Annotated in this window: 27 protein-coding genes; 5 read left to right on the forward strand and 22 right to left on the reverse strand. The window is 46.1% G+C overall.

Annotated elements, in window-relative coordinates; translation table 11 throughout:
* Positions 1-63 precede the first annotated feature (63 nt).
* The 20 genes from HQN79_RS06410 to rpsB form a co-directional block, all read right to left on the reverse strand.
* Positions 64-1212 (reverse strand): hypothetical protein, encoded by a 1149-nt coding sequence (locus HQN79_RS06410; protein WP_173285119.1) that lies wholly within the window; start codon positions 1210-1212, stop codon positions 64-66.
* Positions 1213-1488: 276 nt separating this feature from the next.
* Positions 1489-1764: a hypothetical protein gene (locus tag HQN79_RS06415; protein WP_173285120.1), complete on the reverse strand. Its 276-nt coding sequence runs from the start codon at positions 1762-1764 to the stop codon at positions 1489-1491.
* Between the two features lie 15 nt (positions 1765-1779).
* Positions 1780-2079, reverse strand: a complete 300-nt coding sequence (locus HQN79_RS06420) for an addiction module antidote protein (protein WP_173285121.1) — start codon at positions 2077-2079, stop codon at positions 1780-1782.
* Positions 2072-2374, reverse strand: coding sequence for a type II toxin-antitoxin system RelE/ParE family toxin (locus tag HQN79_RS06425; RefSeq protein ID WP_173285122.1), 303 nt, complete (start codon positions 2372-2374; stop codon positions 2072-2074). The genes HQN79_RS06420 and HQN79_RS06425 overlap by 8 nt, the downstream gene beginning before the upstream one ends.
* A 327-nt stretch (positions 2375-2701) precedes the next feature.
* Positions 2702-3967 carry a tyrosine-type recombinase/integrase gene (locus HQN79_RS06430; protein WP_173285123.1) on the reverse strand — a complete coding sequence of 422 codons (1266 nt, stop codon included), beginning with the start codon at positions 3965-3967 and terminating at the stop codon, positions 2702-2704.
* A gap of 258 nt (positions 3968-4225) precedes the next feature.
* A complete protein-coding gene (locus HQN79_RS06435) occupies positions 4226-5200 on the reverse strand; it encodes a chemotaxis protein CheV (RefSeq protein ID WP_173285124.1) in 975 nt (324 codons plus the stop codon).
* Between the two features lie 137 nt (positions 5201-5337).
* Positions 5338-5961, reverse strand: a complete 624-nt coding sequence (rnhB, locus tag HQN79_RS06440) for a ribonuclease HII (protein WP_173285125.1) — start codon at positions 5959-5961, stop codon at positions 5338-5340.
* On the reverse strand, positions 5961-7133 hold the full coding sequence (gene lpxB / locus HQN79_RS06445; RefSeq protein ID WP_173285126.1) for a lipid-A-disaccharide synthase: 1173 nt from the start codon (positions 7131-7133) through the stop codon (positions 5961-5963). Before lpxB ends, rnhB begins: the two co-directional genes overlap by 1 nt.
* Positions 7134-7183: 50 nt before the next feature.
* Positions 7184-7954: an acyl-ACP--UDP-N-acetylglucosamine O-acyltransferase gene (gene lpxA / locus HQN79_RS06450; protein WP_173285127.1), complete on the reverse strand. Its 771-nt coding sequence runs from the start codon at positions 7952-7954 to the stop codon at positions 7184-7186.
* Between the two features lie 3 nt (positions 7955-7957).
* Positions 7958-8395, reverse strand: coding sequence for a 3-hydroxyacyl-ACP dehydratase FabZ (gene fabZ, locus HQN79_RS06455; RefSeq protein ID WP_173285128.1), 438 nt, complete (start codon positions 8393-8395; stop codon positions 7958-7960).
* 17 nt (positions 8396-8412) lie between these two features.
* On the reverse strand, positions 8413-9450 hold the full coding sequence (gene lpxD, locus HQN79_RS06460) for a UDP-3-O-(3-hydroxymyristoyl)glucosamine N-acyltransferase (protein WP_173285129.1): 1038 nt from the start codon (positions 9448-9450) through the stop codon (positions 8413-8415).
* A 15-nt stretch (positions 9451-9465) separates the two neighbouring features.
* Positions 9466-10008: an OmpH/Skp family outer membrane protein gene (locus HQN79_RS06465; protein ID WP_173285130.1), complete on the reverse strand. Its 543-nt coding sequence runs from the start codon at positions 10006-10008 to the stop codon at positions 9466-9468.
* A 128-nt stretch (positions 10009-10136) separates the two neighbouring features.
* Positions 10137-12440 carry an outer membrane protein assembly factor BamA gene (bamA, locus tag HQN79_RS06470; RefSeq protein WP_173285131.1) on the reverse strand — a complete coding sequence of 768 codons (2304 nt, stop codon included), beginning with the start codon at positions 12438-12440 and terminating at the stop codon, positions 10137-10139.
* Positions 12433-13830: an RIP metalloprotease RseP gene (rseP, locus tag HQN79_RS06475; protein WP_173285132.1), complete on the reverse strand. Its 1398-nt coding sequence runs from the start codon at positions 13828-13830 to the stop codon at positions 12433-12435. Before rseP ends, bamA begins: the two co-directional genes overlap by 8 nt.
* A gap of 25 nt (positions 13831-13855) precedes the next feature.
* Positions 13856-14668 carry a phosphatidate cytidylyltransferase gene (locus tag HQN79_RS06480; RefSeq protein ID WP_173285133.1) on the reverse strand — a complete coding sequence of 271 codons (813 nt, stop codon included), beginning with the start codon at positions 14666-14668 and terminating at the stop codon, positions 13856-13858.
* Entirely contained in the window at positions 14662-15345 is a 684-nt protein-coding gene (uppS, locus tag HQN79_RS06485; protein ID WP_238843450.1) for a polyprenyl diphosphate synthase, read from the reverse strand. The genes HQN79_RS06480 and uppS overlap by 7 nt, the downstream gene beginning before the upstream one ends.
* Before the next feature lie 218 nt (positions 15346-15563).
* The gene (gene frr, locus HQN79_RS06490; protein ID WP_173285135.1) at positions 15564-16121 is read right to left on the reverse strand and encodes a ribosome recycling factor; all 558 of its coding nucleotides are present in this window, start codon (positions 16119-16121) and stop codon (positions 15564-15566) included.
* A gap of 3 nt (positions 16122-16124) precedes the next feature.
* On the reverse strand, positions 16125-16844 hold the full coding sequence (gene pyrH / locus HQN79_RS06495; protein WP_173285136.1) for a UMP kinase: 720 nt from the start codon (positions 16842-16844) through the stop codon (positions 16125-16127).
* Positions 16845-16985: 141 nt separating this feature from the next.
* Positions 16986-17873 (reverse strand): translation elongation factor Ts, encoded by an 888-nt coding sequence (gene tsf, locus HQN79_RS06500; RefSeq protein WP_173285137.1) that lies wholly within the window; start codon positions 17871-17873, stop codon positions 16986-16988.
* A gap of 90 nt (positions 17874-17963) precedes the next feature.
* Positions 17964-18704, reverse strand: a complete 741-nt coding sequence (gene rpsB / locus HQN79_RS06505) for a 30S ribosomal protein S2 (RefSeq protein WP_173285138.1) — start codon at positions 18702-18704, stop codon at positions 17964-17966.
* A 229-nt stretch (positions 18705-18933) separates the two neighbouring features.
* Between rpsB and map the strand changes: the two genes are divergently transcribed.
* Both map and glnD read left to right on the forward strand, forming a co-directional pair.
* Positions 18934-19719, forward strand: a complete 786-nt coding sequence (gene map, locus HQN79_RS06510) for a type I methionyl aminopeptidase (RefSeq protein ID WP_173285139.1) — start codon at positions 18934-18936, stop codon at positions 19717-19719.
* A 92-nt stretch (positions 19720-19811) separates the two neighbouring features.
* A complete protein-coding gene (gene glnD, locus HQN79_RS06515) occupies positions 19812-22454 on the forward strand; it encodes a [protein-PII] uridylyltransferase (RefSeq protein WP_173285140.1) in 2643 nt (880 codons plus the stop codon).
* 125 nt (positions 22455-22579) lie between these two features.
* On the opposite strand, the gene HQN79_RS06520 is transcribed toward glnD, so the two are convergent.
* Positions 22580-22957 carry a VOC family protein gene (locus tag HQN79_RS06520; protein ID WP_173285141.1) on the reverse strand — a complete coding sequence of 126 codons (378 nt, stop codon included), beginning with the start codon at positions 22955-22957 and terminating at the stop codon, positions 22580-22582.
* A gap of 239 nt (positions 22958-23196) precedes the next feature.
* Positions 23197-24096 carry a DapH/DapD/GlmU-related protein gene (locus HQN79_RS06525; protein WP_173285142.1) on the reverse strand — a complete coding sequence of 300 codons (900 nt, stop codon included), beginning with the start codon at positions 24094-24096 and terminating at the stop codon, positions 23197-23199.
* Between the two features lie 220 nt (positions 24097-24316).
* Between HQN79_RS06525 and HQN79_RS06530 the strand changes: the two genes are divergently transcribed.
* From HQN79_RS06530 to HQN79_RS06540, 3 genes are all read left to right on the forward strand, one after another.
* Positions 24317-24664, forward strand: a complete 348-nt coding sequence (locus tag HQN79_RS06530) for an ArsC family reductase (protein ID WP_173285143.1) — start codon at positions 24317-24319, stop codon at positions 24662-24664.
* 100 nt (positions 24665-24764) lie between these two features.
* The gene (gene dapE / locus HQN79_RS06535; RefSeq protein ID WP_173285144.1) at positions 24765-25898 is read left to right on the forward strand and encodes a succinyl-diaminopimelate desuccinylase; all 1134 of its coding nucleotides are present in this window, start codon (positions 24765-24767) and stop codon (positions 25896-25898) included.
* A gap of 12 nt (positions 25899-25910) precedes the next feature.
* Positions 25911-26159, forward strand: a complete 249-nt coding sequence (locus tag HQN79_RS06540) for a hypothetical protein (protein ID WP_173285145.1) — start codon at positions 25911-25913, stop codon at positions 26157-26159.
* Positions 26160-26166: the final 7 nt, after the last annotated feature.

Genomic DNA, 26166 nt, shown 5'->3' on the forward strand with positions numbered 1-26166 from the left:
GTTGCGCTTGGTGGCAATGTAAGAAAGTGGTTTAAGGAATGTTACTAAATGGCGGTAATGTCTTTATTGACTGCTTGATGGCGGTATTGGCTCTTTGGTGTACCTCTTGAGCCGTTTTAAGAATGCTTCTTTATCTATCTCTTTTCCATCAAGCAGAATAGCGTTTTGTTTTTCATTTAAGCTTAGATAGCTTGGTAGGTTTATTTTGAAGTACTCCCATGCTTCTACTCTCTGAGGAAGTCGGCCGTTATCACTTAAAAACGCGGCAAACACCGTATTCATTGCATTGAATAAGTCGTCTTTTTTGCGCGGTGGACTGCTAAATACATTAGTTGTATTTTGCTTTGGCGTGTTTACTTTCATTCTGTGTTCAATTCCTAGGTACTCTTGTTCGAAGCACATTAATTCACGCCTTGAAATATAAAATCTGTCCGCTTCAATCAATCTTATAAAGTAGTCAGTATCAAGTTCATGCTGATAAATTAATTCAACATTACATAACTCTGTGTCTGATTCGTACTGTAGTTCATCTGGCAATTCATCGCACGGCAGATTAACAATTACTCCTTTAATAGGTTTTAAAACGTCATTGTTAAGGTCAGTAAATTTAGAAATCTTTAAACGCTTTAGGTACTCTATATCACCATGTAAGACTTTAAGAATCCAATTAGGGGCGAACCACTCAAACACTGGGAAAATAAGCCTTTCAGGTTTTCCTTTAAGCCCAATCTCATCAATTAGTGGTTCATAGTTGGTATCATCGTGTTTTTCTTGTTCTTTATCCCAAAGCAATACAGGCGGATAGTGAAAACGGTACTTTTTTACAATGGGGGCGGTTAGTCGGTAAGTCTCAAGTAAGTACTTTGTAAGATACTCATTCCCATCTTTTACAGACTCGTAATTTTCATTAGAGTGCTTCTTATGGTATTCCAGTTGTTTCTTTAAGCCATTATATAGACGCCTAGCTACTGCTGGATATTTGGACTCATAATAGGGTTCACCAATAACCCTAATTTCATATCCTTGCTGTTTTGCTAAACGCTCATTCCATAGGTCGGTATTTCCCCTTGTAAATGGCAAAGAGAGTAAACCAAAATTTAAAAGCCCTCTAGCCCCCAAATCTAAAACACTTTCACGGGTTACCATTGGATCTCTTTGCTGGAAAATCTCTACCACTTCTTCTATGTGGTAATAGGGCTTCAAATACGCCATTAGTCAAACCCTCCCGAGCTTGCTATCCACTGGAATAAGTAAGGGCGGCACGGTCAGGGGATGGATATTCCCTTTTCGCCCCGTCGGGCTAGACCGTGCCAGTGCTGTTCTATTCGGCTAATCCGCTGTTTTACAGTGCATTAACGCTTGTTTTTCATTTCTCTGTACCGTTCGTACCGTTTTGAAAACAAAAACGGTACAGGCTCTAGGCCGCGTGAATAAAGGCTCGTACCGTCCGTACCGCTTGTACCGTTGGTTTTTACGTATGTCATAAGCCTATGAAATAATTTTTATCTCTGAATAAAGTGGAATACTCATGGAAAGGTTATACTTTGACTTTTCCCAATCTGTTGGGATGCAGTCTTCTGGATTTGGTATTTCTACTATTACAGGGAATACTTGATTTAGCAGGGTTTCGATATTAGTGTTATCCCCATAAAGCGCCCCCCAAAACGCCACAATTTGATCATCTGCAGTTTTACATTTAAGCCACGTTACTTCTTTGTAATCTGAAAAGTGATGTTCAATTTTTTCAATAAGCTTTATTTCCATAAGCGACCTTTTGCTTTATGCCGTTGCCATATGCGGCTGTAAACGGAACTCTAGCCCGAGTGCTTGGATTACTTTAAACACGGTTTCAAAACGGGGGTGCTTGCCCTCCCCAAACGATTTATAAAGGCTTTCACGCCCTAGGCCGGTCTGCTTGCTGATTTCTGCCATACCTTGAGAGCGCGCCGCAATGCCTAGCGCTTTAATAAATAGCTGGGGGTCGTTTTCTTCTAAACAGGCTTCTAGGTAGCTTTTAACGTCCTCAGCGGTGGTTAGGTATTCCGCCGGATCATAAGGCACCGAATTTAAGTTACTCATCTAACCAACTCCTTACTTCTTTAATGTCTTTCTTTTGGTTGGGCTTATCGCCTACCAGTATTAACAAAACGATTTGAGCGCCCTCTTTGGTGTAATAAACGCGCCACCCTTTACCTACATCAATTCTTAATTCAAACAGGTTTTCACTTAGTTGCTTATGGTCTCCTGCGTTGCCCATTGCTAGACGGGTTAACCGTGCCGTAATTCTGCTTTTGGCCTGTTTATCTTTGATTTGGTTAAAGCGTTCATCAAACGGGCTTTCACCATTCCTAAGGTATTTTCGGATTTCAATCATAGTTAGAATTGTATCTTATAAGATACGAATTAAGCAAAAATGTATTCACTTAGATACAAAATAGGGGTTTCTGTACCGTTCGTACCGTTTTGAAAACAAAAACGGTACAGGCTCTAGGCCGCATGAATAAAGGCTAGTACCGTCCGTACCGCTTGTACCGTTAATTTTTACGCATGTCATAAGGTTGTACAAAATAACAGGGGTGAAAAGTGGCGCTATTTTCTGTTGGATTCGGCACAAATTAATGCCAACTATAAGCGCCACGATTTTCTCTCGGAATCGGCACAAATTAGTGCCAACTATAAGCGCTACTAATCTGTGGGCGTGCTATCCCGCATTGGCGTTATTGCGGTTAATCGGGATAACGTCACCACCGTTTTTGAGTGCATCTAAATGGTCTGCCCATGCCTGCATCATTTTGGTTCGGTCTTCTATCCATTCCGCATTATTGTAGGCGGCTCGAATCCGGTCTTTATCCATGTGGGCTAATTGCGCCTCGATAACGTCAGGCGAAAACTTTAATTCATTGAGTATGGTGCTAGCAGCGTGCCGCCAACCGTGCGGACTCATTAAGCCTTTGCCTACTGGCTCCCCTGTTTCTGGGTTCTTAGTTTTGTTAATGGCGCATGAAAGCGTACTAACGGCAAGCGGCTTATCCTTACCCGCTGTGGACGTGGTGAAAATGTAGGTCTTATCCCCGTTTAGCTCTCTCATGGCATTGAGGATATTAAGCGCCTGCTTTGATAACGGTACTTTATGGGGGCGGTCTGTTTTCATTTCCCCGTCTTGGTAGGTCATCATCTTGGTTTCAAAGTCGATGTTTTGCCATTTAAGTTCTCGTATGTTCTTTGGGCGCATAAAGACATAAGGCATAAACTGCAAAGCCATTTTTACCGGATAACTACCGTGATATTGTTCAAAGCCTTTTAGCAGTACCTTGAGTGTGGCCGGATCGGTTGTGGACGGCATACTTTTTCTAGGCATTGCCTTGGCATTGGTCGGGAATAGATCCGTTAGCCCTTGCGCGGGGTTGGTGCTGATAATCTGCAAAGCAATAAGCCGGTTAAACACTTCCTTAGTTGCACCTATGCACTTTCTAAGGGTTTCTCTCTTACCGATGTCATACAGGTTTTTGAAGTGGTTATATAAGTGAATGGTGGTAATGGTTTCAACCGGTACCCTGTCCAGTACAGGGAATAGGTGAATTTCCATTAATTCGCGCTTCTTGCGCTTGGTTACTTCTCTATTGGGTGAATCTTTGAGTATATCCAGTGCATAGGCGCTGAATGGCTTAAAGCGTTCGCCTTTGATGCGTTTAAACTCAACTCTAGGATCAAGCCCTTCTGCTACAAACGCCCTTGCCTGTTCGTGTAGGTCTCGGGCTTTCTTCAGTGGAATATCTGGGTATTGACCAATTGTAAGCGTGTAGCGATGTCCGAACAGAGAGAAGTCATAACGCCATGTTTTGGTGTTGCTTGGCTTGATAAGCAGATACAGGCCGCCGCCGTCTGCTTCTTTATACTGTTTCTCTTTTGGCTTTAGTGCCTGTATTTTTCGGTCTGTAAGTTTCCGTTTCATGAAAAAAGCGCTCAAAATTGTTCCGTACCGTAAACGATACCGTAAATGGTACCGTAAATGTAGTGCAATTGAGAAAAACACTATGCAACACTAAACCACAAAAAAGCCCCAATTAACGGGGCTTAGAGCAACACTATGCAACTTGTTAAAATTTGAAAAATACCCTCTGATCAGGCGCTTTTTTTGTATTCGGAGTTTAAAAATTCCCACAAAATATTTCAGGAAAAATCTTCTACTTACATCACCCTATTCAAATACGAGCAAACACAACACTCAATTTGAATAGAAGTCATTTTGAACCTTCTTGATCGTGTCGACGATCATATCCGTATCAACCTTACCGATAAAGTAGTTAGCCCCCATACTCAAAACTTCCCGCGTATTGTTTTCACTGGTCATTGAGGTATGGACGACAATCGGGATATCATGGGTTTTACTATGCTCGCGCAATTCGCGAATTACGGTATGCCCTGAAGCGACCGGCATCTCCAAATCGGTAAACACCATTGATACCGAATCCATACTCTCCAGTCCGTCGATATAGTCCAATAGCAAACGTCCGTTTTCAAAGGCTATGAACTTTAAGCCGAGCTGGTCGAAAACCATTCCCATATATTTCTGAATCGCTTTGGAGTCTTCGGCAAAAAGAATGGTTTTCTGGTACAACTCCGGAGCAAACATATTCGCTTCGATGTCGATTTCTTTCGCCGACGAAAAGATTTTTTGGGCCATGCTAGGCATCGCCTCAATCAGTAGCTTTTCAATATCCAGAATAAAACACAATGTCTCACTGTTATCCAGATAGGTATGGTTGATAATCTGGTTGGTGTTTACATTGATATTGTAATTACCGGCCGGGTGAATATCCGACCAGTTTTTCTCTTCAACGCCATGAATATGCGAAACACGCAAGCCGACAAAGTTGTGACTGAAATCGGACACGATAATAATCGATTTTTCGCGCTCCTCTGAGCTCATTGGAAAGCCCATCCACTGCGGAAGATCGATAACCGGTAGATACTGCCCGCGCAACTCGATCATGCCTTCAATCAGATCGTTGGTATCCGGCATCGGAGAAACCGGGTAACTACGCCCTTCCAGAACTTCTCTAACCTTAAAAACGTTCATTCCGTAGTAAGGGGGATGATAGTCGTCATTGCCAAACTGCACCTGAAAAATCATCAGACTCAACTGATTGTTTTTACTTAACTGAGCGGTTTTTTCGACTTGTTCCAGAGTGGTGGTCATATGTAAGCCTGTATAAGAAGTTAATATTCGGATGGAAGTTATTCAGATTCTAACGGAAAGCGGTGGATTTTCCCAAGTATAAACAGGGTTTTATCAAAACAATTGATATTGGCCAATTTAACAACCGTATTGAACGACTAGCTCTGCTCCAAAAGCAGACGTACCGGTTTGAAAGAACGGCGATATTGCTCAAGCACAGGCAAGTTTTGCAACCTGCTCATGTGCTCTGCTGTCGGGTATCCCTTATGTTTGGCAAACCCATACTCAGGATAGCGTTGGTCAAGCTCAATCATCTGCCGGTCACGATAAACCTTAGCCAGAATTGATGCCGCGGAAATCGCTTTAATCTTGGCGTCGCCTTTGATAACCGACTGACATGGATACTTAATGTCCGGGCAACGATTCCCGTCCACCATCACCAAATCAAAGCGGGATTGCGATGCTACCGATTCGATGGCCCGCGTCATGGCCAGCATGGTCGCCTGTAGGATATTCAATTCGTCAATCTCTTCTGGAGAGGCAACTTGAATGCTGTAGGCAACCGCCTGTTCGCAAATTTGATCGAACAGCAGTTCACGTTTCTTTTCAGACAGTTTTTTGGAGTCGGCAAGAGGCAAACTGCAATCATCGGGCAGAATCACTGCTGCCGCCACCACATCGCCAATCAGAGGGCCACGTCCGACTTCATCGACACCGATGATAACCTGTGAATCTTCCGGCGAGTCGTTTGCAAAAAGATCGATCTGTTGTGTGTTTTTCATTATTGTGGTTCGTTGCCTATTCCCGTCCAGCGCTCGATTGCCGCTACGGCAATCTGTGCGGAAGGCTGTTTAAGTTGCTGATACTGCTGCTCGAAGCATCTCAGCTGCTGTTCACGGATCACTTCGGATTCAATCAGGCTTGCCAACTCTGTTGAGATTTTTTCCGCTGTCGCCTGATCCTGAATCAACTCCGGAACAATATCCTGCTGCGCGAGAATATTGGGTAATCCAATCCATTTGGTCGTTGCCAGACGCGACATAATCCAATAGGAAAGCGGGTGCACTTTGATCGCCAGAACCAACGGACGACGCATTAATGCGCACTCCAGCGTTGCCGTTCCGGAAGTAACCAGAGCCTGGTCACACGCCTCCAAAGCCAACTGAGCCTGCCCTTGCAACAACAGTACCTGTTCATCCAATTGCCATTTTTTAAGTGCCTCTTCGATTCTCCGACGGGCTCGGTCATGAATCACCGGAATAACGAAACGCATTGTTGGATAGGCTTTAAGTAGCTGATCGGCCGCCTGTAAATAAGGATCAATCATCTGGTTGATTTCACTCATCCGCGACCCAGGCAGTATCGCCGTCACTTGAGAATCCTCGGCAAGACCGAGTCGGCTACGCGCGCTGATTTTATCCGGCACTTCCGGCACTTGTTGCGCCAGAGGATGCCCGACACATTCGACCGGGATCTGGTAGCGGTGGTAATATTGGGGTTCAAACGGGAATAAAACCAGAACACCGTCAACGGCGCGCTTGATTTTCTGCAGACGTTTTTCCCGCCAGGCCCAAACAGAAGGCCCGACATAATGAACGGTTTTAATCCCCTGCTGTTTCAGATGTTTTTCAACTGTGAAATTGAAATCCGGTGCATCGATCCCGATAAAAACATCAGGCTTCAACTCGATAAGACGCTGTATAAGCTGCTTACGCAGTTTGAGAAGTTGCGGCAGGCGCTTTAAGACCTCAAAAAAACCCATAACCGACAAGGTTTCCATCGGATACCAGGAATCCATACCTAAAGCGATCATTTTTGGGCCGCCGATACCGACAAAACGAGCGTTGGGATAGCGTGATTTAAGTTCGGAAAGGAGGTCAGCCCCGAGCGTGTCGCCGGAAGCTTCTCCGGCAACCAGGGCAATGGTAATCGATTGATTGCTGTTGTGAGACATCAGTATAGTATTCCGATCATCATTCGACCCGAAGAAATTTCGGGACAAACTTAGCGTGTAATGCCCCGTTCGGAGTTCTGAAGAAATTCAATAAGATGTTGCAAGGTATTTTTCGAATCTTCGATTTTCTGCAATTCTTTAACCGCGTCTTTGACCGACAGACCGCGACGGTAGATGACCTTATAGGCTTTTTTGACCAGCGCTCTCTGTTCGGCATCGTAATCCCGGCGCTTCAAACCTTCCAGATTGACTGAACGGGCTTCGGCGATATTGCCGGAAACGACGATAAAATCCGGGACATCTTGATTGATGACACTGCCCATACCGCAGAACGAATGACGACCGATCCGGCAAAACTGATGCACCAGTGAATAACCGCCGAGAATAGCCCAGTCTTGCACTTCGACATGACCGGCAAGCGCGACATTATTGGCCATAATGGTGTGATCGCCGATAATACAGTCATGTGCAATATGAACCCCAGCCATCACCCAGTTATCGTTACCGATAATGGTTTTTCCAAGATCTTGGATTGTGCCGCGATTCAAGGTCACGTTCTCACGGAAAGTATTATTGTTGCCGATAATCAATTCGGTCTTTTCCCCGGCATATTTCTTATCCTGAGGCGCGGCACCGATTGAACCGAACGGATAAAAATGATTATTTTCACCTATCCGTGTCGGGCCTGAAATGACAACATGGGATTCTAATTTACAGCCGGCACCAATTTCGACATCGCCTTCAACGACACAGAAAGGTCCAATTTCAACGTCATCGGCGATTTTCGCGTCCGGGTCTATGATTGCTGACGGATGGATCAAAACTTATACCTTTCTCTCTGCACACATCAGATCGGCTGAAGCGATAACTTTACCGTCAACCTTGGTTGTGCATTCAAATTTCCAGATACCGCGCTTATTGCCTAACGCCTTAACCTCGAAATCCAGACGATCTCCCGGAACGGCAGGCTGGCGGAAACGCGCATTATCGACAGCAGCCAAATAGTACATTGAGGTTCCGTCAGGTTTAACGCCTTGACTGCGGAATGCCAGAATGCCCGTACATTGCGCCATAGCTTCGATAATCATGACACCCGGCATAATCGGGTTATTCGGAAAATGGCCGGTGAACTGCGGCTCATTGAAAGTGATATTTTTATAACCTTTTAGACTCTCATTTGGAGTAAATTCGGTTACTCGGTCAACCAGCAAAAACGGGTAGCGATGCGGCAAATAATCAAAAATGTCTTTTACTTCCATCATAAGAGTATCCAGTTTTATTAATTATTATTTTGTAGTTCTTTAAGTTGTTTTTGTAATTCTTTTATCTGCATTGCCATCTTATCCAGATTTCTCTGGCGTACGATCTGCTTTTGCCACTTTGCCGTTTCCTGCACCGGAAATCCTGAATAAGCACCGGAATTTTTGACTGTCTGGGTGACCCCCGACTTGGCGGCAAAATGACAATTGTCAGCCGTGCTCAGATGTCCGGCGAATCCGGCCTGACCGGCAACAATATTGTGCTTACCGATTTTGGTTGTCCCGGCGAATCCAGCCTGACCGGCTATAGCGGAGCCTTCTCCAATAACGACATTATGTGCAATATGCACCAGATTATCGATTATACAGTGATCTTCGATTACCGTATCTTCGATTGCTCCGCGATCGACACAGCTGTTGTTACCGATCGAAACATGATTACCGATTACAACGCGCCCGACCTGCGGGATTTTAGACCATTGGCCGCGATTAGGTGCCCAGCCGAAACCGTCACCACCGATGATCGCCCCGGATTCTATGCGGGTATGATCGCCGATAATGCAATTCTCATGAATGACGACATTGGAGCCGATCTTGCAATGCGCACCGATTTTAACATTGCGATGAATTACCGCTCCTGACTGAACCCAGGTTTGACACCCGATCGAAACATTTTCTTTAACGACAACCTGATCCTCGATGCAGACTTGCTCTTCGAGATCCGCCGTCAGAGCGACCGAAGCACTTTCAGCTACACCGGAAAAAGGCGCCGCATCCGGATAAACAACCTGTGCGAGTAAAGAGTAGACAAAATAAGGGTCATGTACGGAAATTGAATTGGTCGGGCATTGCGCCTGAAATTCGCTACGAAGAACCACGACCCCGGCAAGGGTCTGGTTTAATGAGTCGATAAACTTGTTTGAATTAAGAAAACTCAGGCTGTCTTGGCTTGCATTATCCAGACCGGCAACTCTATTTATCTCTACCGATTTATCGCCAGAAAACTGATAATCGATTTGGTTACGGTCCAGTACCGAAAGTAAAGAGTCTATGCGCACAAAACAGCCTTGTTGTTATTTATTGAAATCAGAACGTTTTTTTTGAGATTCCGTTCTCAAATACTGTAAAACGTCCTTAGTGACATCGATGCGACTATTGGTATAGGCAATTCCTTCATAGAGAATCAGGTCAAAGCCCTGTTTTTCTCCGATGGTCTTGATGGCTTCATTCACCAGATTCTGGATTTTTGCCAATTCTTCGTTACGACGCAGATTGATGAGTTCCTGAACATCGTTACGACGGCGCTGAATTTCACGCGTCATCATGGTCAATTCACGCTCTTTAGTTGCGCGTTGCGCATTGCTCATGACGGTTTTATTTTTTTCGTACTCTGCCTGTTCGCTTTCAAGCTTTTTCGCCAGGTTTTTTAGTTCCTGCTGCTCTTTGGAAAACTCTTTCTTTAACTTTTCCGTGGCCAATTCTGCTTGAGGCGCCTGCTCAAGTAACAGGGCGACATTAACAACCCCCAATTTCACCGGCTTATCTTCAGCGGCATTTGCTTGAGAAATCATTGCCAAAAAAGAGAAAGCGACAATCAGGAAATAAGGTTTAAACATCGATCCATCCTATTATCTATAGTTTTGGAGATTTTACCCTAAATTATCATCAGTCTTACTGATAATTTAGAAGTAAAACTCCGCTAATACGCATTGTTTGGAGCCGGACGCCCTAAGCTTGCCCGTTTTTAGAAGGCGGTCCCGAGTGTAAACTGGAATGCCTGGGTTTTATCATCAGACTTGGAGTTGACCGGTTGTGCGATACTGAAGGTCAACGGCCCTACTGGCGTAATCCAGGAATAACCGATACCGACTGATGAGCGTAGTTCGGTGGTCTCCACTTCCTTAATATCTTCAAAGACGTAACCGGCGTCGAAGAACCAAGAAATACGCTGGTTACTGGAGTCCTCGATAAACGGCGTAGGCGAAATAATCTCGATCGTACCCAGGACACGCGTATTACCGCCTCGCGGACGGTCACTACCGTCCTGAGTCAGATCGAAACGATTTCCAAGCGAGTTCGGTTCAAAACCACGCACAGTTCCGATCCCACCGGCATAGAAGTTTTCATAGAAAGGTAGCGTGTCGATATCGCCGTAACCATCACCGAAGGCAAAGCCACCTTTAAAGTGCAATGACAGATTTTCCGTCATAGGCAGATAAAGGTTCTCTTCAGCAAACACTTTATAGAATGGCGCATCGGAAGTTCCCGGTACGACCGCTTCCAGAGAAACCGAAGCTTTACGCCCTTTACTCGGGAAATAGAAACTATTGGTGGTATTGCGTACCCAACTCAAGCTTGCCTGAACGGAATTGGTATCCGAACCGTATTGATCAATGTAATCATGACAATAGGTAAAATCGGAGTTACAGACCAGTTCCTGAGAATCCAACTTCAACCCGAAACGAATCGAATCATCTTCGTTCAACGGATAGCCGATACTGGCTTTCACACCGTAGTTGTTGGTCGTGTAGTCGGCTACATCCAACTCTTCGGCATCGATTTCACGATAATAGATCCCCATCCCGAGACTGACACCGTCTTCGGTAAAGTATGGATCGGTCACCCCAATATCGGCCGTTTTTCTGGCCGCACTGGTTGCCACCTGAAGGTCCAATTTATTACCACTACCGATAAAGTTACGCTCGGAAAGTCCGATATTGAAACTGGCTCCGTCAAGCTGAGAGTACCCGATACCGGCGGTGAAAGAACCGGTTGGCTGCTCTTCGATTTTGACAATCAGATCAACCTGATCGTCAGAAACGCGTTTGGTTTCGATTTTACTGCTTTTAAAAAAGCCTAGACGATCCAGTCGGGATTGTGACTGGCGTACTGCTTTCAGTGAGTAAGGCGCGCTCTCCAGCTGTCGAAGTTCACGACGAATAACATGATCGCGTGTACGTGTGTTGCCTTCAAAGTCGATATAACGGATATAAACACGATTTTTCGGTTCGACTTTAAAGGTGACCGACATGGTTTTATCTTGCGGATTGATGACCGTATCCGGCGTCACTTCGGCAAAAGCATAGCCTTCTTCACTGAGACGTTCGCGGATGGTATTGACGGCATTGATAATCTTACTGCGCGAGAATGTATCTCCCGCACGCACATCAACCAGTTGATCAATCTCATCAAGAGTCAGAATGGTTTCACCGGTAAACTTCACTTCACTCAAAGTAAAGCGATCGCCTTCCTGCATATTGATGGTCGTGAAAACACGGGTTTTATCGACCGACAACGAGACCTGCGATGAAACAATATTAAACTGCGCGTAGCCGCGATCCAGATAGAAAGAGCGGATTTTCTCAAGATCGGCTTCAAGCTTCGGCTTGGAATAAGAATCGCCGGTTCCCAAGATCCCGCCTTCACCTAAGGACATCTGACCTTTAAGACGGCGATCCGAATAGACTTCATTACCGACCAGCGTAATGCGCCCCATACTTGCCGGCTCGCCTTCGATAATTTTGATCTTCAGGTCAACACGGTTACGCGGTAATTCTTTGCTTTCGATTTCAACCGAAGCAGCGTAATACCCCTGGTTCTGATAGCGGCGTTTCAGATCGATGATAATACGATCAAGATCCAGCTGGTTATAGATTCGTCCCTGTTTGACACCAAGACTCTGCAAGGCATCTTGAAGAATATCGGTTTCGATCAGCTTATTCCCTTCGATTTTGACTTCGGCAATCGACGGACGCTCTTCAACCTTGATCACCATCTCGCCCTGTCCGCGCTGGTAGATGGATACATTATCGAAAAAGCCGGTTTTGTACAGACGCTCAATGGTCTGTTGGGTCAAGGCAGAATCAAGAAACTGTCCCTTGCTGATCGGTAGATAACTGTTGATGGTTTCGTAACCGATACGGTTCGCCCCTTCAACGACAATTTTCTCAACCACAAAGGCGTTGGCAATTGCAGGTGCTAGCAAACTCGCCGAAAGAGCGGCAACAAGGGTGGTTTTTCTAAAGTTTACAGGATTCATCTTAACCATTGGATATTCTTAAAATGTCATTAAATATAGCAAGTAAAGTGAGACTGAGAATCAGGAATAACCCAACTGTCTGACCATATTGCATAAATCTGTCGCTCACAGGGGAGCCTTTTATCATTTCGACGAGGTAATATAGCAAATGACCGCCGTCTAAAACAGGTATTGGCAGTAAATTTAGGATACCGATACTCAGGCTGAGAAGTCCCAGCAAGCCCAGAAAACTTATTAAACCGCTCTGTACGGCCTGACCGGACATCTGGGCGATACTGATCGGGCCGGATAAATGTTGCAGACTGACTTCGCCGAACAGCATTTTTTTAAGCATTTGCAGACTCATATAAGTCAGATCCTGCATACGCTGCCAACCCGCTTCAATCGCCCCGCTCAAATCATAACTGATCCGGTTACTGAAAGGCGCCATCGCATGGCGATCAAAACGCACGCCGAGCCCTACCTGACCAACCTGCTGCTCATCTCTCAGCACACTGCCAAGACGAATCGCAACCTCATACTCGACACGATCACGTAAATAGCTCACGTTTACCGTCTCACCCGGTTTATCCTGGATAATTTTGACGAACTCACCCCAGTTCTCGACCGGAAAGCGATCAACGGAGGTAATTCTATCTCCCGGCTGCAGACCGGAATTTGCAGCCGGTCCGTCAGGCAAAACCCGATCAATAACAGCAGGAATCCGTGGAGGTGCAGGGACAAACCCTAAAACAGTCAGCCAATCTGTATCGGCGGCATTTAAATCCAGCAACCGAATATCCAAACCGGAAACCTGAATAGCTTGTCCGCTATAGACTTCCTGTAACTGCAAATCGACATTGGCACGTTTCTCAATCATCGCCAGCATCAACTGCTGATTAACCTCGTTCCAGGCATTAACCGTTTTACCGTTAACCGCAACGACCTCCCACAGGCCATCTTGCGCTCCATGCGACTGCAGTTGCTGCATATTTAACACCTGAGAAAGCGGTGTATTTTCAGGAATCACTTCAATAACTGGTTTTAAGGTATTGATTCCTATTAGATAAATAACAATAAAAACCAGCCAGGCAAAAAGGATATTAATCAAAGGACCGGCTGCAACCACAGCAAATCGCTTATAAACACTTTGACGGTTAAATGCTCTTGGCAAATCCTCGTCCGCAACCGGCCCTTCGCGCTCATCGGTAAAGCGTACAAAACCGCCCAAAGGAATCATCGCAATCTTATAGTTTGTCTCGCCTTTTTGCTTCTGGTAAAGGGCCTTGCCGAAACCGATTGAAAATTCGACAACTTTAATATTGAACCAGCGCGCGACCTGGAAATGTCCCCATTCATGCAATGTAACCAGAATACCGATAACAATGAGAAAGCCGACTAAAGACCATAAGAAGTCCACAAAGCAGTCCTTTAAATCAATTCAATCAAACCGTATATACGGACCAAAGCAGGTAAGTCAAAGGCATGGCGACCAGAAGGCTGTCAATCCGATCGAGAACACCACCATGCCCAGGAAGAATCGATCCGCTATCCTTGATATCGGCCTGTCTTTTAAGAACACTCTCAAACAGATCACCAAATACGGACAACAGAGCGATCAGAGTCAGTGCCACAGAAATCCATACTCGTTCAGTAAACGGTGTATCTGACAAGACAAACGAAAGCACGGCATAGGAGAGAATGAAGGCACTCAAAGCACCACCCCAAACGCCTTCCCAACTTTTCCCCGGGCTTACGTAACTCGCCAGTTTGCGCTTACCGAAAGCGCGGCCGCTAAAATAAGCCCCTGTATCCATCGCCCATACAATCGCCATACTGAGTAAAAGTATCGCTGGCGCTACAGACGAATGCAAAGCGAGCAAAGCAACAATAAAAACCAGTGTCAGAGCAAAACTCAGCAACAACATTAAGGGCCTTGAATTTAAACCGACACGTCCCTGCGTCCGCTGATAACGGACAACAACGGACAAGACCGCGAGCATGACGACAATCGTCACCAACAGATAAGCGTAACCGTTAATAAACGGAGACAGGAGGTAAATCAATACAGCAGAAACCGCTGTAAATAGTATTTTGAGCCATAATGCGCGGCACTCGGCAAGTTTCGCCCACTCCCATAAAGCGAGCACAGCGAGAACGAACACCCCTGAAGACCAAACACTATCCGAGGCATAAAAAACGCCGCCGACAACAATAAAAACCAGAACCAGCGCAGTGAGTATCCGAGGAATCAACATTGCTGCACCTGCTCACTGGTTCGTCCGAAACGACGTTCGCGCTTGGCGAAAGAGTCGATCGCCTTATCCAGCTCTTCGGCACCGAAATCCGGCCAGAGTGCATCGGTAAAATACAGCTCAGAATAAGCCATCTGCCAGATCAGAAAATTACTGATTCGCTGTTCGCCACCGGTACGAATTAACAGATCAGGCAAAGGCAGATCCGCATTGGCTATGTACTGCCCTAATTCATCGACCGACAGCTCCTGAACCGATTTATCTGGATTTGCAGCCTGCCAGGACTTTACTGCCTCGACAATATCCCACTGTCCGCCGTAATTGGCGGCAATATTAAGTACCAGACCGTCGTTTTCGCGAGTCAAGGCTTCCGCCTGTTCGATATGCTGCTGAATTTCCTGACTGAAACCGGAACGATCGCCGATAATCCGTAGCTGCACGTTATTATCGTTTAATTTTTTGACTTCTTTCTGCAAGGCGGTCAAAAACATCGACATCAACTTATTGACCTCGTCCTTTGGACGTCGCCAGTTTTCCGTACTGAACGCAAACAGGGTTAAGGCCTTTACACCACGCTTGGCGCAGTGGGTAATGGTACGCTTAACGGCCTTCAACCCCTTTTGGTGTCCGATAAAACGCGGCAGAAGCCGTTTTTTTGCCCAGCGCCCGTTACCGTCCATAATAATCGCGATATGTTGAGGAACATGAGTTTCAGTCAATTTGTCAGGCAATGTCACACCCTGCGTCAGTTTAGAAATAAAAATACCAATAAAAAAGCCAAAAACCTATTCGATTTTTGGCTTTTTCATATTCTACCAAATTCGCTAATTATGCCCTATTACGGCGCAAATAGCGAACGGCTTTACCGAGTTGCTGATGTACGCAACGGCAGAAACGATTACAGATCCATCAGAGACGTTTCTTTATCAGCAAGAAGATCATCGACTTGCTTAACCACATCGTCAGTAATTTTCTGAATCTGATCTTCGGCACGACGTGCATCGTCCTCAGTAATCTCTTTATCTTTCAGTAGATTTTTAACATCGTTATTGGCGTCACGACGCACATTACGAATAGCAACACGCGCCTGTTCCGCTTCAGCACGCGCAACCTTGGTCAGGTCACGACGACGTTCCTCAGTCAACGGCGGTAACGGGATACGAATCAGATTACCGGTTGTTGCCGGGTTCACTCCAAGATCCGAAGTCATAATCGCCTTCTCTACCTTGGCGACCATTGGTTGCTCCCATGGTTGAACCGTAAGCGTACGCGCATCCTCAACATTAATATTGGCCACTTGGCTCAACGGCACATCAGAACCATAATACTCGACCATGATGCTGTCTAAAATAGACGGGTGCGCACGCCCAGTACGAATTTTGGCAAAATTCGTTTCCAGGTTTTCGAAAGACTTCTGCATTCTTTCCTTAGCGTCTTTTTGAATTTCGTTTAACATTTTTTATTCTCCTGAGCTAACCAAGGTGCCTTCATCTTCACCTTGAACAATTCGAATAACTGCCTGATCCTTAAACATATCGAAAACTCGAATCGGCATTTTATGGTCACGGCACAGCACGAACGCCGTCATATCCATAACCTGTAAGTTTTTCTGAATGACTTCATCATAAGTCAAAGTAGTATAACGCTCGGCACTTGGATCTTTTTTCGGATCAGCCGTATAGATTCCGTCAACCTTAGTCGCCTTCAAAACGATATCGGCATCGATTTCCACACCACGAAGCGCTGCGGCCGTATCGGTTGTAAAGAAAGGCGAACCTGTTCCCGCTGCAAAAATAACCACTTCGCCATTACTTAACTGTTTTTTAACCAGGTTTGCATTAAAACCGGTTGAAATCCCTTCAATGGACATCGCCGAAAGCACCTGCGCCTTGATATCCATAGATTCAATCACATCACGCAACGCCAAAGCATTAATAACCGTCGCCATCATCCCCATATGGTCACCGGTAGTTCGCTGAATACCCGACCCCTGAATCTGGGCACCGCGGAAAATATTACCGCCGCCGACAACAATCCCGACTTCTACGCCCAGGTCACGCAGATCCTTGACCTGCTTGACAACCTTGCGCAAAGTTTGTGCACAAAGACCAAACTCGCCATCGCCCATCAGGGCTTCACCGCTAAACTTCAACAATATGCGCTTATATTTAAGAGCCATAACTCATCCTAAGAAAAGGGTTAAAAAACAATTTGTAAATACCTGATAAATAAAGCTATTTACAAATTACTCTTAAAATTAATACAAAAAAACCACAGGGTCAGAAACACTGATCCCCATGGTTTTTCTCAACAAGGACGATTAAGAACCTTGAGCTGCTTTCGCCGCTTCAGCAACTTCGTCTGCAAAGTTGGTTTCTTGTTTTTCAATACCTTCACCTACTTCCAGGCGAACGAATGAAGTAACCATTGCAGAGTTAGATTTCAAAAGCTTCTCAACAGTCTGATCAGGATCTTTAACGAAAGACTGACCTAGTAGAGTGATCTCACCGACGAATTTACGCATACGCCCTTCGATCATCTTCTCAATAATTTCCATTGGTTTACCGGAAGATTGCGCCTGTTCGATTTGGAACGCGCGCTCTTTCTCGACAACCGCTGCATCTAGATCATCAGAAGAAACCGCTTGTGGCTTAGCTGCAGCAACGTGCATCGCAACGTCACGGATAAGCGTTTCATCACCACCGTCCATAGCAACAACAACACCGATCTTCTCACCGTGCTGGTATTGACCGATTTCACCATTGGTCTCAATAATTTCAACACGACGCAAGCCCATGTTTTCACCGATCTTAGCGATCAATTCACGACGGGTTTCATCAACGGTTTTACCGTTGGCCATAGTCTGGCTCATGATAGTATCGATATCAGTTGTTTTATTCGCTAGAGCGATCGCTGCGATTTCATCTGCAAACGTTTTGAATTCGTCACCTTTAGCAACAAAGTCAGTTTCACAGTTAACTTCAGCAATTGCCGCAGTTTTCTTGTCATCAGCGATAGCGATTGCGATAACACCTTCAGCAGCAAGACGGCCGGCTTTTTTATCAGCACCCGCCATACCTTTTTTACGCAGGAACTCAATCGCCGCATCCATATCGCCGTCAGTTTCTGCCAGCGCTTTTTTACAATCCATCATACCTGCGCTAGTGATTTCACGCAGTTCTTTTACCATTGCAGCAGTAATTGCCATGTTTAATTCCTTGAGTTTTTATAAGGGTTAAGAAACTGGGAGGGAAAATCACCGGCTCACTTTTGGTCAGCCGATGATAGAGCTCAGAGATTATTCAGCTGCTTTTTCTTCAGCTTCAACAAAATCATCGCCTTCGACCGCTGTAGTGATCGAAGCTTTCGCTTCATTGATCGCATCAGCAGCTGCGCTTAGGTATAGGCTGATCGCACGGATTGCGTCGTCGTTACCTGGGATAACATAGTCAACATTGCGCGGATCGTTGTTGGTATCAACAACACCGATAACCGGAATACCTAGAGTCTTAGCTTCCTGCAGAGCGATTTTTTCATTACCGGTATCGATAACAAAGATCGCATCAGGCATGGCACGCATATCTTTAATACCACCAAGAGAAAGCTCAAGCTTCTGCTTCTGACGAGTCATCATCAGCGCTTCTTTCTTAGTGATCTTTTCGAAAGTACCATCCTGCTCCATTGCTTCAAGCTCTTTTAGACGCTTGATAGACTGCTTAATGGTTTTGAAGTTAGTCAACATACCACCCAACCAACGGTGATCGACATAAGGCATGCCGCAACGTTGTGCTTCCTGAGCAACCAATTCACTCGCAGCGCGTTTAGTACCAACAAACAGAACATTTCCTTTGTTAGCTGCAATGCTACCCATGTAGTTCAGGGCATCGTTGAACATTGGAAGAGTTTTCTCAAGGTTAACGATATGAATTTTGTTGCGCTCACCGAAGATGTACTCAGACATCTTAGGATTCCAGTAACGAGTTTGGTGACCGAAGTGAACACCGGCTTCCAGCATTTGACGCATGGTAACTTTTGCCATGATTTTTCTCCAATATAGTGGGTTAGGCCTCCGTCTACCCATAAAAACGAACTGAAAAAAGCCTTGGCATAGGATTTAGTCAGCACCCCGTTTTATGTCTCGGTAAACGTGCGGATTTTCTGTTAAAATTTCTCTCATCTGAGAGGCGCGGCATTTATACCATAACCAGCCGTTTTTCTCAATATTTTCTGAACAAAAAGCTAACCGAACTTAACAAAAACGAGATTTCATGACCATTAAAATTAAAACCTCTGAAGAGATTGAAAAATTACGCGTTGCTGGTCAATTGGCCGCTAATGTCCTGGATATGATTGCCCCGCATATGAAACCGGGGGCTTCAACAGGTGAACTGAACCAGCTCATGCATGATTACATGACCAATGAATTGGAAGTGGTACCTGCCACCTTGAATTATCATGGTTTTCCAGCTTCAAGCTGCATCTCAATCAACCAGGTTGTCTGTCACGGAATCCCGGACTTTAATAAAAAGCTGAAAAAAGGCGATATCGTCAATATCGACGTTACCGTCATCAAAGACGGTTATCACGGTGATACCAGTATGATGTTCGAAATCGGCGAGGTTAAACCTTTTGCCCACCGCCTGAGTCAAGTTGCACGCGAATGTCTATGGCTCGGTATCGAACAGGTCAAACCGAATGCAACCTTGTATGATGTTGCCAAGGCGATCCAGACACACGCCGAAGCCAATAATTATTCCGTGGTACGTGAATACTGCGGTCATGGTATTGGCGCCGAATTCCATGAAGAACCTCAGGTGCTGCACTACGCAGCCGAAGAACTTAAAGACATCGTACTCAAGCCAGGCATGGTTTTCACCATCGAGCCGATGATCAACCTGGGTAAGGCCGACGTTAAACTTTTACCGGATAACTGGACGGTCGTTACCAAGGACCGTAAACTCTCCGCGCAATGGGAACATACTCTGGCCGTAACGGAAGACGGTTATGAAATTTTCACTATGCGCCAAGGCGAAACCCCGTTTTTACCAGAGTAATACCGTCCCCTCCTGCAAAGGCTGAACCTTTGCAGGACAGACTCCTCTTTACCTTGGCTTCGTTAAATTAGCTTAAATTCAGTAGGTCCTGCATGTTCAGCGATATACACCGCCCCTCCCTGCCTCAATTTATCAGCGCACTACTTGATCCGGAAATGTCGCATCTGGATAAAATAAAGGCCGGGCGAAATGTTATCCAGCGCTTTGTCGATTATCAGTTCAAACAGTATGAAGCAGGTGCGCCGGTTTCAGAACTCTTAAAGGAACGAGCAAGCTTTGTCGACCAGATTCTTAAAAAGATCTGGTCAAACTTCGTTCAAGACCCTGATGCCGCGCTGATCGCAGTCGGTGGCTACGGACGCGGAGAACTGCATCCATATTCAGACATTGACCTGCTGGTTATTGCCGAAAATCCCGACAAACTGCAGAACAGCCTATCGGAATTCATCACTTTTTTATGGGATCTCGGATTTGATGTCGGCCACTCTATCCGCAGTCTCGACGACTGTTATGAAGAAGGCTTAAAAGACGTCACCACCGCCACCAACCTATTGGAAGCCCGCTGGATCACCGGGAATTATCAGGCCTTTCAGAACCTGATTAGCCTTTGGGCAAGAAACGACTTCTGGCCGATTAAAGAGTTTTTCAGTGCCAAGCTCGAAGAACAGAAAAAACGCCATCATCGCTTTCAGGACACAACCTATCAGCTCGAACCAAACATTAAGGAAAGCCCCGGCGGTCTGCGTGATATTCATATGATCAACTGGGTCGCTAAACGCTATTTCCGCGTCAAATCGATCAATGAACTGGTCCAACGCAACTTCCTGACTACCGAAGAATATGTCGAAATCGAAGCAGCGAATAAGTACCTGAACCGTATCCGCTTTGCGCTGCAACACCTGAAACGCCGCCGCGAAGAGCGTTTACAGTTCGACTTTCAGCAGCAGATAGCGAGTGAATTTGGCTATCAGGACAATCCGGAAAAAATGGCGGTTGAGCAGTTCATGAGCAGCTATTACCGCAATGTGCAAAGCGTGGCTAAACTCAATGAAATTCTGTTGCAGCACTTCCGTGAAGAACTGTTTGAACCGGATGAAGTGACAATCACCCCAATCAACAATCGTTTCTGTATTCGTAATGACTATCTGGACATCACTTCTGAAGATGTTTTTTCAGTCAACCCGACAGCGATTTTCGAGATGTTTGTTGCTCTGGCCAATCTACCTCATATTAAAGGTCTGCGCTCGACAGCGATACGCTCGATCCGCGACCATTTGCACTATATCAACGAACAATTCCGCGCCGACCCGATTAACAAAGCCCTGTTCATCGAAATATTCCGACAGCCCAAAGGGGTCTATGCCTCCATCAAACGCATGCATAGCTACGGTATCCTCGATAGCTACCTGCCGGTTTTCAAGAAAATCAGCGGCCTGATGCAGTTTAATATCTTCCACGCCTATACGGTCGATGACCACACCATTCTTGTCATCCGTAATCTGCGCCGTTTTTTTGTCGATGATTACGCCTATGAGTTTCCAACGGCGCACCAGATTGCCAAACAGATCTGCCGTCCGGAAGTGCTTTTCCTCGCCGGGCTATTTCATGACATTGCCAAAGGGCGAGAAGGCGAACACGAAGTTGTCGGAGCCGAAGATGCCGCCGTTTTTGCCCGCGAGCACAACCTTCCTGTCAAAGATCAGAAAATGATCAGTTGGTTGGTGCGCTATCACCTGGAATTTTCGCATGTCGCGCAGCGCAAAGACCTCAGCGACCCGAAAACCATTAACGAATTTGCTTCCTTAATGGGCGATCAGGAACATCTTAACCACTTATACCTGTTAACGGTGGCCGACGTCTGCGCAACCTCAAACGACGTCTGGAACGACTGGAAAAACTCCCTCTTCCTGGAACTGTACAACGAAACTACGAAAGCGCTGGCACTCAGTTCAAACGCACCAAAAAACAAGGCAATGAAAGCTTTGCAGACTCAGGAAAAAGCCAAGGAGCAGTTGTCGAAACGCGAAATTAGCACCACCGCCTACCAGCCCTTCTGGGACAGCATGGCCGACAGCGAATTTTTCAGCCGTCAAAGCCCGAACAGCGTATCTCGGATTACCGAACAGCTCTATCTTGCGGATCGGAATCAGATCCATGTTATGGTCCGGGCCAAAAGCCCGCGTGGTGCCTCAGAACTGCTGATCTATATGCCGGATAGAGATTACCTGTTTGCCAATATCACCTCGGCGCTCGACCGGCTGAAAATGGATATTATGGAAGCTCGTATTTTCAGTAGTAATGACGGCATGACTCTGGTCATTATGTACTTCCTGACCAGGGATGAACATCAAGCCGTTAAAGAGCAGGATACCGCGTTAATCTGCGATACGATTCGCAAGCATATGCTGGGTGACGGTATGGAACCGGTTGCACAAAACAACTTCCTTAATCGCCGCATACGCTGTTTCGAGACGCCAACCGAAATCCATATTGAAAAACTCAATGATCATCGCAGCGAGCTACATATCTCGACCAAGGATGCGCCCGGACTTTTATCGCGGATTGGATTTGCTCTGCGTTCGTGCCATATCAGGTTGCATGACGCCAGAATCACTACGGTTGGTGAGAAAGCTGAAGACTGGTTTATTATCAGTGACACAGACGAAAAAGCCATTACCAGCAGTGAAAGTCAGGCCAGATTGCGCGACGCCTTGATCGAAACGATCGAAAATTAAAATCAAACAGCGAACCCGCAACGGATACGACTGCTGTTTAACCGCTACAACCTGAATTTGAGAAGCCGGTGGGCACTCGCTTTGAGCGCCAGTGTACCGGCTAAACTACAAATCAGTTTTGCAAATCAATCAACCTCAGTCAGTTCAATCGCATTGCCATCCAAGTCTCTGAAAAACAGTGCTTTTCTCCCGGAACGGCTTTTGGTATATGCAACACCCGCCTGCTCAAGCTTAGCGACAAAAGTTTCCAAATCCTTGATACGCAGAGCAAAATGAAAATCACGCCCGCCGTGCTCGGGAAGACGGTCGTTGAGAACATGCTCTCGACTTACCTGTAACAGGTGTAGCGACTGTCCCTCGCCCAAATCCAACCAAACCCCTGGAAAACCGAGGTCCGGGCGCTCAAGAATAGCCAGGCCAAGAATATTCTGATAAAAGGTTGCGGCTTTATCCGCATCCTGTACCAAAAGACTAATATGATCCATTCCGAATACAGCTGACATACGACCCTTCATAATTAGACTAAAAATCCACCGCATTATATCAGTGCACGAGCCCTTGCAGGCGTAACATAACAAGCAACAAATCAGCAAATCACATGGCAAAAAGCACTGACTGAGAACATCAAGCGGATATCTTGAAAAACGTGAATACGCTTAGAAAAGAAAGACAGGAACAGGCGCAGGAGAGACCTGACGCCTTATACGCCCAGCCGGATCGGCCGGGCTACGAGCGGGGATAATTAGTCGTTACTGTGCAGTACGCTATTTAGTCCGCCCCACAGGGTACCGTCGGTGACAATTGCTTGTACCTGACCAGTCTGACTATGACGACGGAACAACAGTTTCGATTGTCCAGACAGTTCGCGAGCAGAAACAACAGAACCATCAGGCATCTGAACCTTAGTACCTGCGGTCAAATACAGTCCGGATTCCACAATACAATCGTCACCCAGTGAAATCCCCAGACCCGCGTTCGCACCCAACAGGTTACGCTGTCCCATAGAGATTACCTGCTTACCACCACCGGAAAGCGTTCCCATGATCGAAGCACCACCACCGATATCGGTATGATCATCCACCACAACACCGGCAGAAATTCGGCCTTCAACCATAGACTGACCCAAAGTTCCCGCGTTGAAGTTAACAAATCCTTCATGCATGATCGTTGTTCCAGGTGCAAGGTGCGCCCCTAGACGTACACGATCTGCATCACCGATACGAACGCCTTCCGGAATCACGTAATCGACCATACGCGGGAATTTATCGATTGAAGTCACAGTCAACTGAATCATTTCTTCTTGGATTGCTTCACGCAGGTTTTCAACTTCTGAAGGCAATACAGGACCGGCATTGGTCCAAGCGACATTGGTCAACAGGCCGAAAACACCGTCTAGGTTAATGTCATGCGGCTTATAGGCACATTCAGATAGCAGGTGAAGACGCAGATACGCTTCTTCAGCCGTTTTTGGCGCTTCATCGACTGATTCAATCTCTACGGTAACAAAATCGCTTTTGATAATGCCTGCCTTGAGAGCCAAACAGTTACGCGCAATCTCTTTATTAGAGCGCGGAAACCACACATCCAATGTAACGCCGGTTTGTGCATCGCTATAACGGTGTCCAATTCGCTTGATTGTCATAATTCAAATCTCTTTAAAAGGTTAACAACAGATAAACCCGAGAGTATAACCTGTCGGCCGTAGAGATACAAAAATCAAACCGCTAATTTCGTCAGGCCAAATTCTTAGTTACTGTGAACGGTTTTTTTAAACGGCTATTTCAATAGAGTATTTTTCACAACGAATCATAAAGCCGTATAATTGCCCGACTTTAACGGATCAAAACGGAGAAGCCATTCCAATGACGACTATGTACGGCATCGCCAATTGCGACACGATTAAAAAAGCCCGCAAGTTTCTGGATACACAGAACATCCCCTATCAGTTTCATGATTTTCGTAAGGATGGACTCAAGGCGGAACAGATCGAGGTATGGCTGCAAAAAGTCACTCTTGCCGAGCTGATCAATAAACGCAGTACCAGCTGGCGCAATCTTGACGAGCAGTTGAAGACAGCTTTACAGGAAAACTCACCGCAAGCCGTGGAAATTATTCTGCAGCAGCCGACATTAATCAAACGTCCGGTTCTTGAGAAAGGTGACTCCCTGCTAATCGGTTTTAAAGAAGCCGAATACAAACAGTTGATATAAAACATTAAACAGTAAAGCATCTGTGCGTTACGCTTCTCAAAAGCGCACTCAGTGCCTAAAATAAAATTTCTTCAAAAAAACAGTACAAAATGAGAGTGTCATGAGCGAAACCATTGACCTGGCCCAAGCATTAATTCAAGTTGATTCCGTAACCCCGGAAGACAAAGGGTGTCAGCAGATGATTGCAGACTACCTTGAACCTCTTGGGTTCAAAAACGAATCCATGCCTTTCGGGGAAGTCACTAACCTCTGGTCTCGCCGCGGTAACGAAAGTCCTTGTCTGGTGTTTGCCGGCCATACGGACGTCGTACCGACCGGGCCGCAAGACGCCTGGAAATTTCCACCCTTTTCAGCCCATATCGAAGGCGACATGCTGTACGGTCGCGGCGCAGCCGACATGAAGAGTTCCATCGCCTGTTTTATGGCGGCAAGCAAACGCTTTGTCGAATCCTATCCCGAGCACAGAGGATCAATCGCCTTCCTGATCACCAGTGACGAAGAAGGCCCGGCGGTTGACGGTACGGTCAAAGTGATCGAAACGCTGGAAGCTCGCAACGAAAAATTCGAATACTGCCTGGTTGGCGAACCCTCCAGCTCTAAAAAACTGGCCGATTCAATCAAAAACGGACGCCGCGGCTCCCTGAATGGAAAACTGAACGTAAAAGGCATTCAGGGACATATCGCCTATCCGGATCTTGCTGACAACCCGATTCACAACCTGGCTCCAGCACTGGAGCAATTGGTCAACATTAACTGGGATCATGGCAACGAATATTTCCCACCGACATCCTTTCAGGTTTCCAATATTCATGCCGGCACCGGTGTCACCAATGTCATTCCCGGGGAAATCGAAGTCCTGTTTAATTTCCGCTTCTCGACCGAACATACTGCGGAAGCGCTGCAGCAAAGCGTGCAGGCAGTACTGGACCATCACAATCTGGACTACGATATTGAATGGAATCTTTCCGGCAACCCGTTTATTACCGAGGGAGACGGAGAACTCATTCAAGCCGTTAAACAAGCGTGTCATTCGATTGTCGGCTACGAGCCGGAGCTGTCGACCGGCGGCGGAACTTCCGACGGACGTTTTATCGCGCCAACCGGCGCGCAAACGATCGAGCTAGGCCCCCTGAACGACACTATCCACAAAGTAAATGAGTGCGTCAGCGTGTCGGATCTCAATAAACTGACCGACATCTACTATCAGACTATGATCAATCTGTTGGTTAAATAAAAAGGAATTCACGTGCAGGAAAATGACCTACCGGCTGGCGTGCAGTATTTTCTGATTGCTCTGCAGATTATTGCACTGCTTATATTTCTCTACTTTATCTGGCCACTGGTCAAAAGCGAAAACTGGAAAGCAAAATTCATCGACAATAAAACTGCACGCTCGATCCTGATTGTGTTTGTTCTGATTTTTGTTTTCGTTTACGGACTTGGTGCCGCATTCGATGCGCTTTTTCCGATCGAACGCCTGGATCGACAGCACTAATCAGAAA

The sequence above is a fragment of the Thiomicrorhabdus xiamenensis genome (genome assembly GCF_013282625.1).
In the GTDB taxonomy this organism is placed as follows: domain Bacteria; phylum Pseudomonadota; class Gammaproteobacteria; order Thiomicrospirales; family Thiomicrospiraceae; genus Thiomicrorhabdus; species Thiomicrorhabdus xiamenensis.

What these genes read in the sequence shown, in the direction of transcription:
- HQN79_RS06480 (WP_173285133.1), bottom strand. Translation starts at nt 14,668, where the DNA reads ATGTTGATTCCTCGGATACTCACTGCGCTGGTTCTGGTTTTTATTGTT.
- HQN79_RS06520 (WP_173285141.1), bottom strand. Translation starts at nt 22,957, where the DNA reads ATGTCAGCTGTATTCGGAATGGATCATATTAGTCTTTTGGTACAGGAT.
- HQN79_RS06410 (WP_173285119.1), bottom strand. Translation starts at nt 1,212, where the DNA reads ATGGCGTATTTGAAGCCCTATTACCACATAGAAGAAGTGGTAGAGATT.
- rnhB (WP_173285125.1), bottom strand. Translation starts at nt 5,961, where the DNA reads ATGAAAAACACACAACAGATCGATCTTTTTGCAAACGACTCGCCGGAA.
- HQN79_RS06465 (WP_173285130.1), bottom strand. Translation starts at nt 10,008, where the DNA reads ATGTTTAAACCTTATTTCCTGATTGTCGCTTTCTCTTTTTTGGCAATG.
- uppS (WP_238843450.1), bottom strand. Translation starts at nt 15,345, where the DNA reads ATGGACGGTAACGGGCGCTGGGCAAAAAAACGGCTTCTGCCGCGTTTT.
- lpxB (WP_173285126.1), bottom strand. Translation starts at nt 7,133, where the DNA reads ATGTCTCACAACAGCAATCAATCGATTACCATTGCCCTGGTTGCCGGA.
- HQN79_RS06420 (WP_173285121.1), bottom strand. Translation starts at nt 2,079, where the DNA reads ATGAGTAACTTAAATTCGGTGCCTTATGATCCGGCGGAATACCTAACC.
- tsf (WP_173285137.1), bottom strand. Translation starts at nt 17,873, where the DNA reads ATGGCAATTACTGCTGCAATGGTAAAAGAACTGCGTGAAATCACTAGC.
- glnD (WP_173285140.1), top strand. Translation starts at nt 19,812, where the DNA reads ATGTTCAGCGATATACACCGCCCCTCCCTGCCTCAATTTATCAGCGCA.
- map (WP_173285139.1), top strand. Translation starts at nt 18,934, where the DNA reads ATGACCATTAAAATTAAAACCTCTGAAGAGATTGAAAAATTACGCGTT.
- pyrH (WP_173285136.1), bottom strand. Translation starts at nt 16,844, where the DNA reads ATGGCTCTTAAATATAAGCGCATATTGTTGAAGTTTAGCGGTGAAGCC.
- HQN79_RS06425 (WP_173285122.1), bottom strand. Translation starts at nt 2,374, where the DNA reads ATGATTGAAATCCGAAAATACCTTAGGAATGGTGAAAGCCCGTTTGAT.
- dapE (WP_173285144.1), top strand. Translation starts at nt 24,765, where the DNA reads ATGAGCGAAACCATTGACCTGGCCCAAGCATTAATTCAAGTTGATTCC.
- HQN79_RS06415 (WP_173285120.1), bottom strand. Translation starts at nt 1,764, where the DNA reads ATGGAAATAAAGCTTATTGAAAAAATTGAACATCACTTTTCAGATTAC.
- HQN79_RS06525 (WP_173285142.1), bottom strand. Translation starts at nt 24,096, where the DNA reads ATGACAATCAAGCGAATTGGACACCGTTATAGCGATGCACAAACCGGC.
- frr (WP_173285135.1), bottom strand. Translation starts at nt 16,121, where the DNA reads ATGTTAAACGAAATTCAAAAAGACGCTAAGGAAAGAATGCAGAAGTCT.
- HQN79_RS06435 (WP_173285124.1), bottom strand. Translation starts at nt 5,200, where the DNA reads ATGACCACCACTCTGGAACAAGTCGAAAAAACCGCTCAGTTAAGTAAA.
- fabZ (WP_173285128.1), bottom strand. Translation starts at nt 8,395, where the DNA reads ATGATGGAAGTAAAAGACATTTTTGATTATTTGCCGCATCGCTACCCG.
- rpsB (WP_173285138.1), bottom strand. Translation starts at nt 18,704, where the DNA reads ATGGCAAAAGTTACCATGCGTCAAATGCTGGAAGCCGGTGTTCACTTC.
- bamA (WP_173285131.1), bottom strand. Translation starts at nt 12,440, where the DNA reads ATGGTTAAGATGAATCCTGTAAACTTTAGAAAAACCACCCTTGTTGCC.
- HQN79_RS06530 (WP_173285143.1), top strand. Translation starts at nt 24,317, where the DNA reads ATGACGACTATGTACGGCATCGCCAATTGCGACACGATTAAAAAAGCC.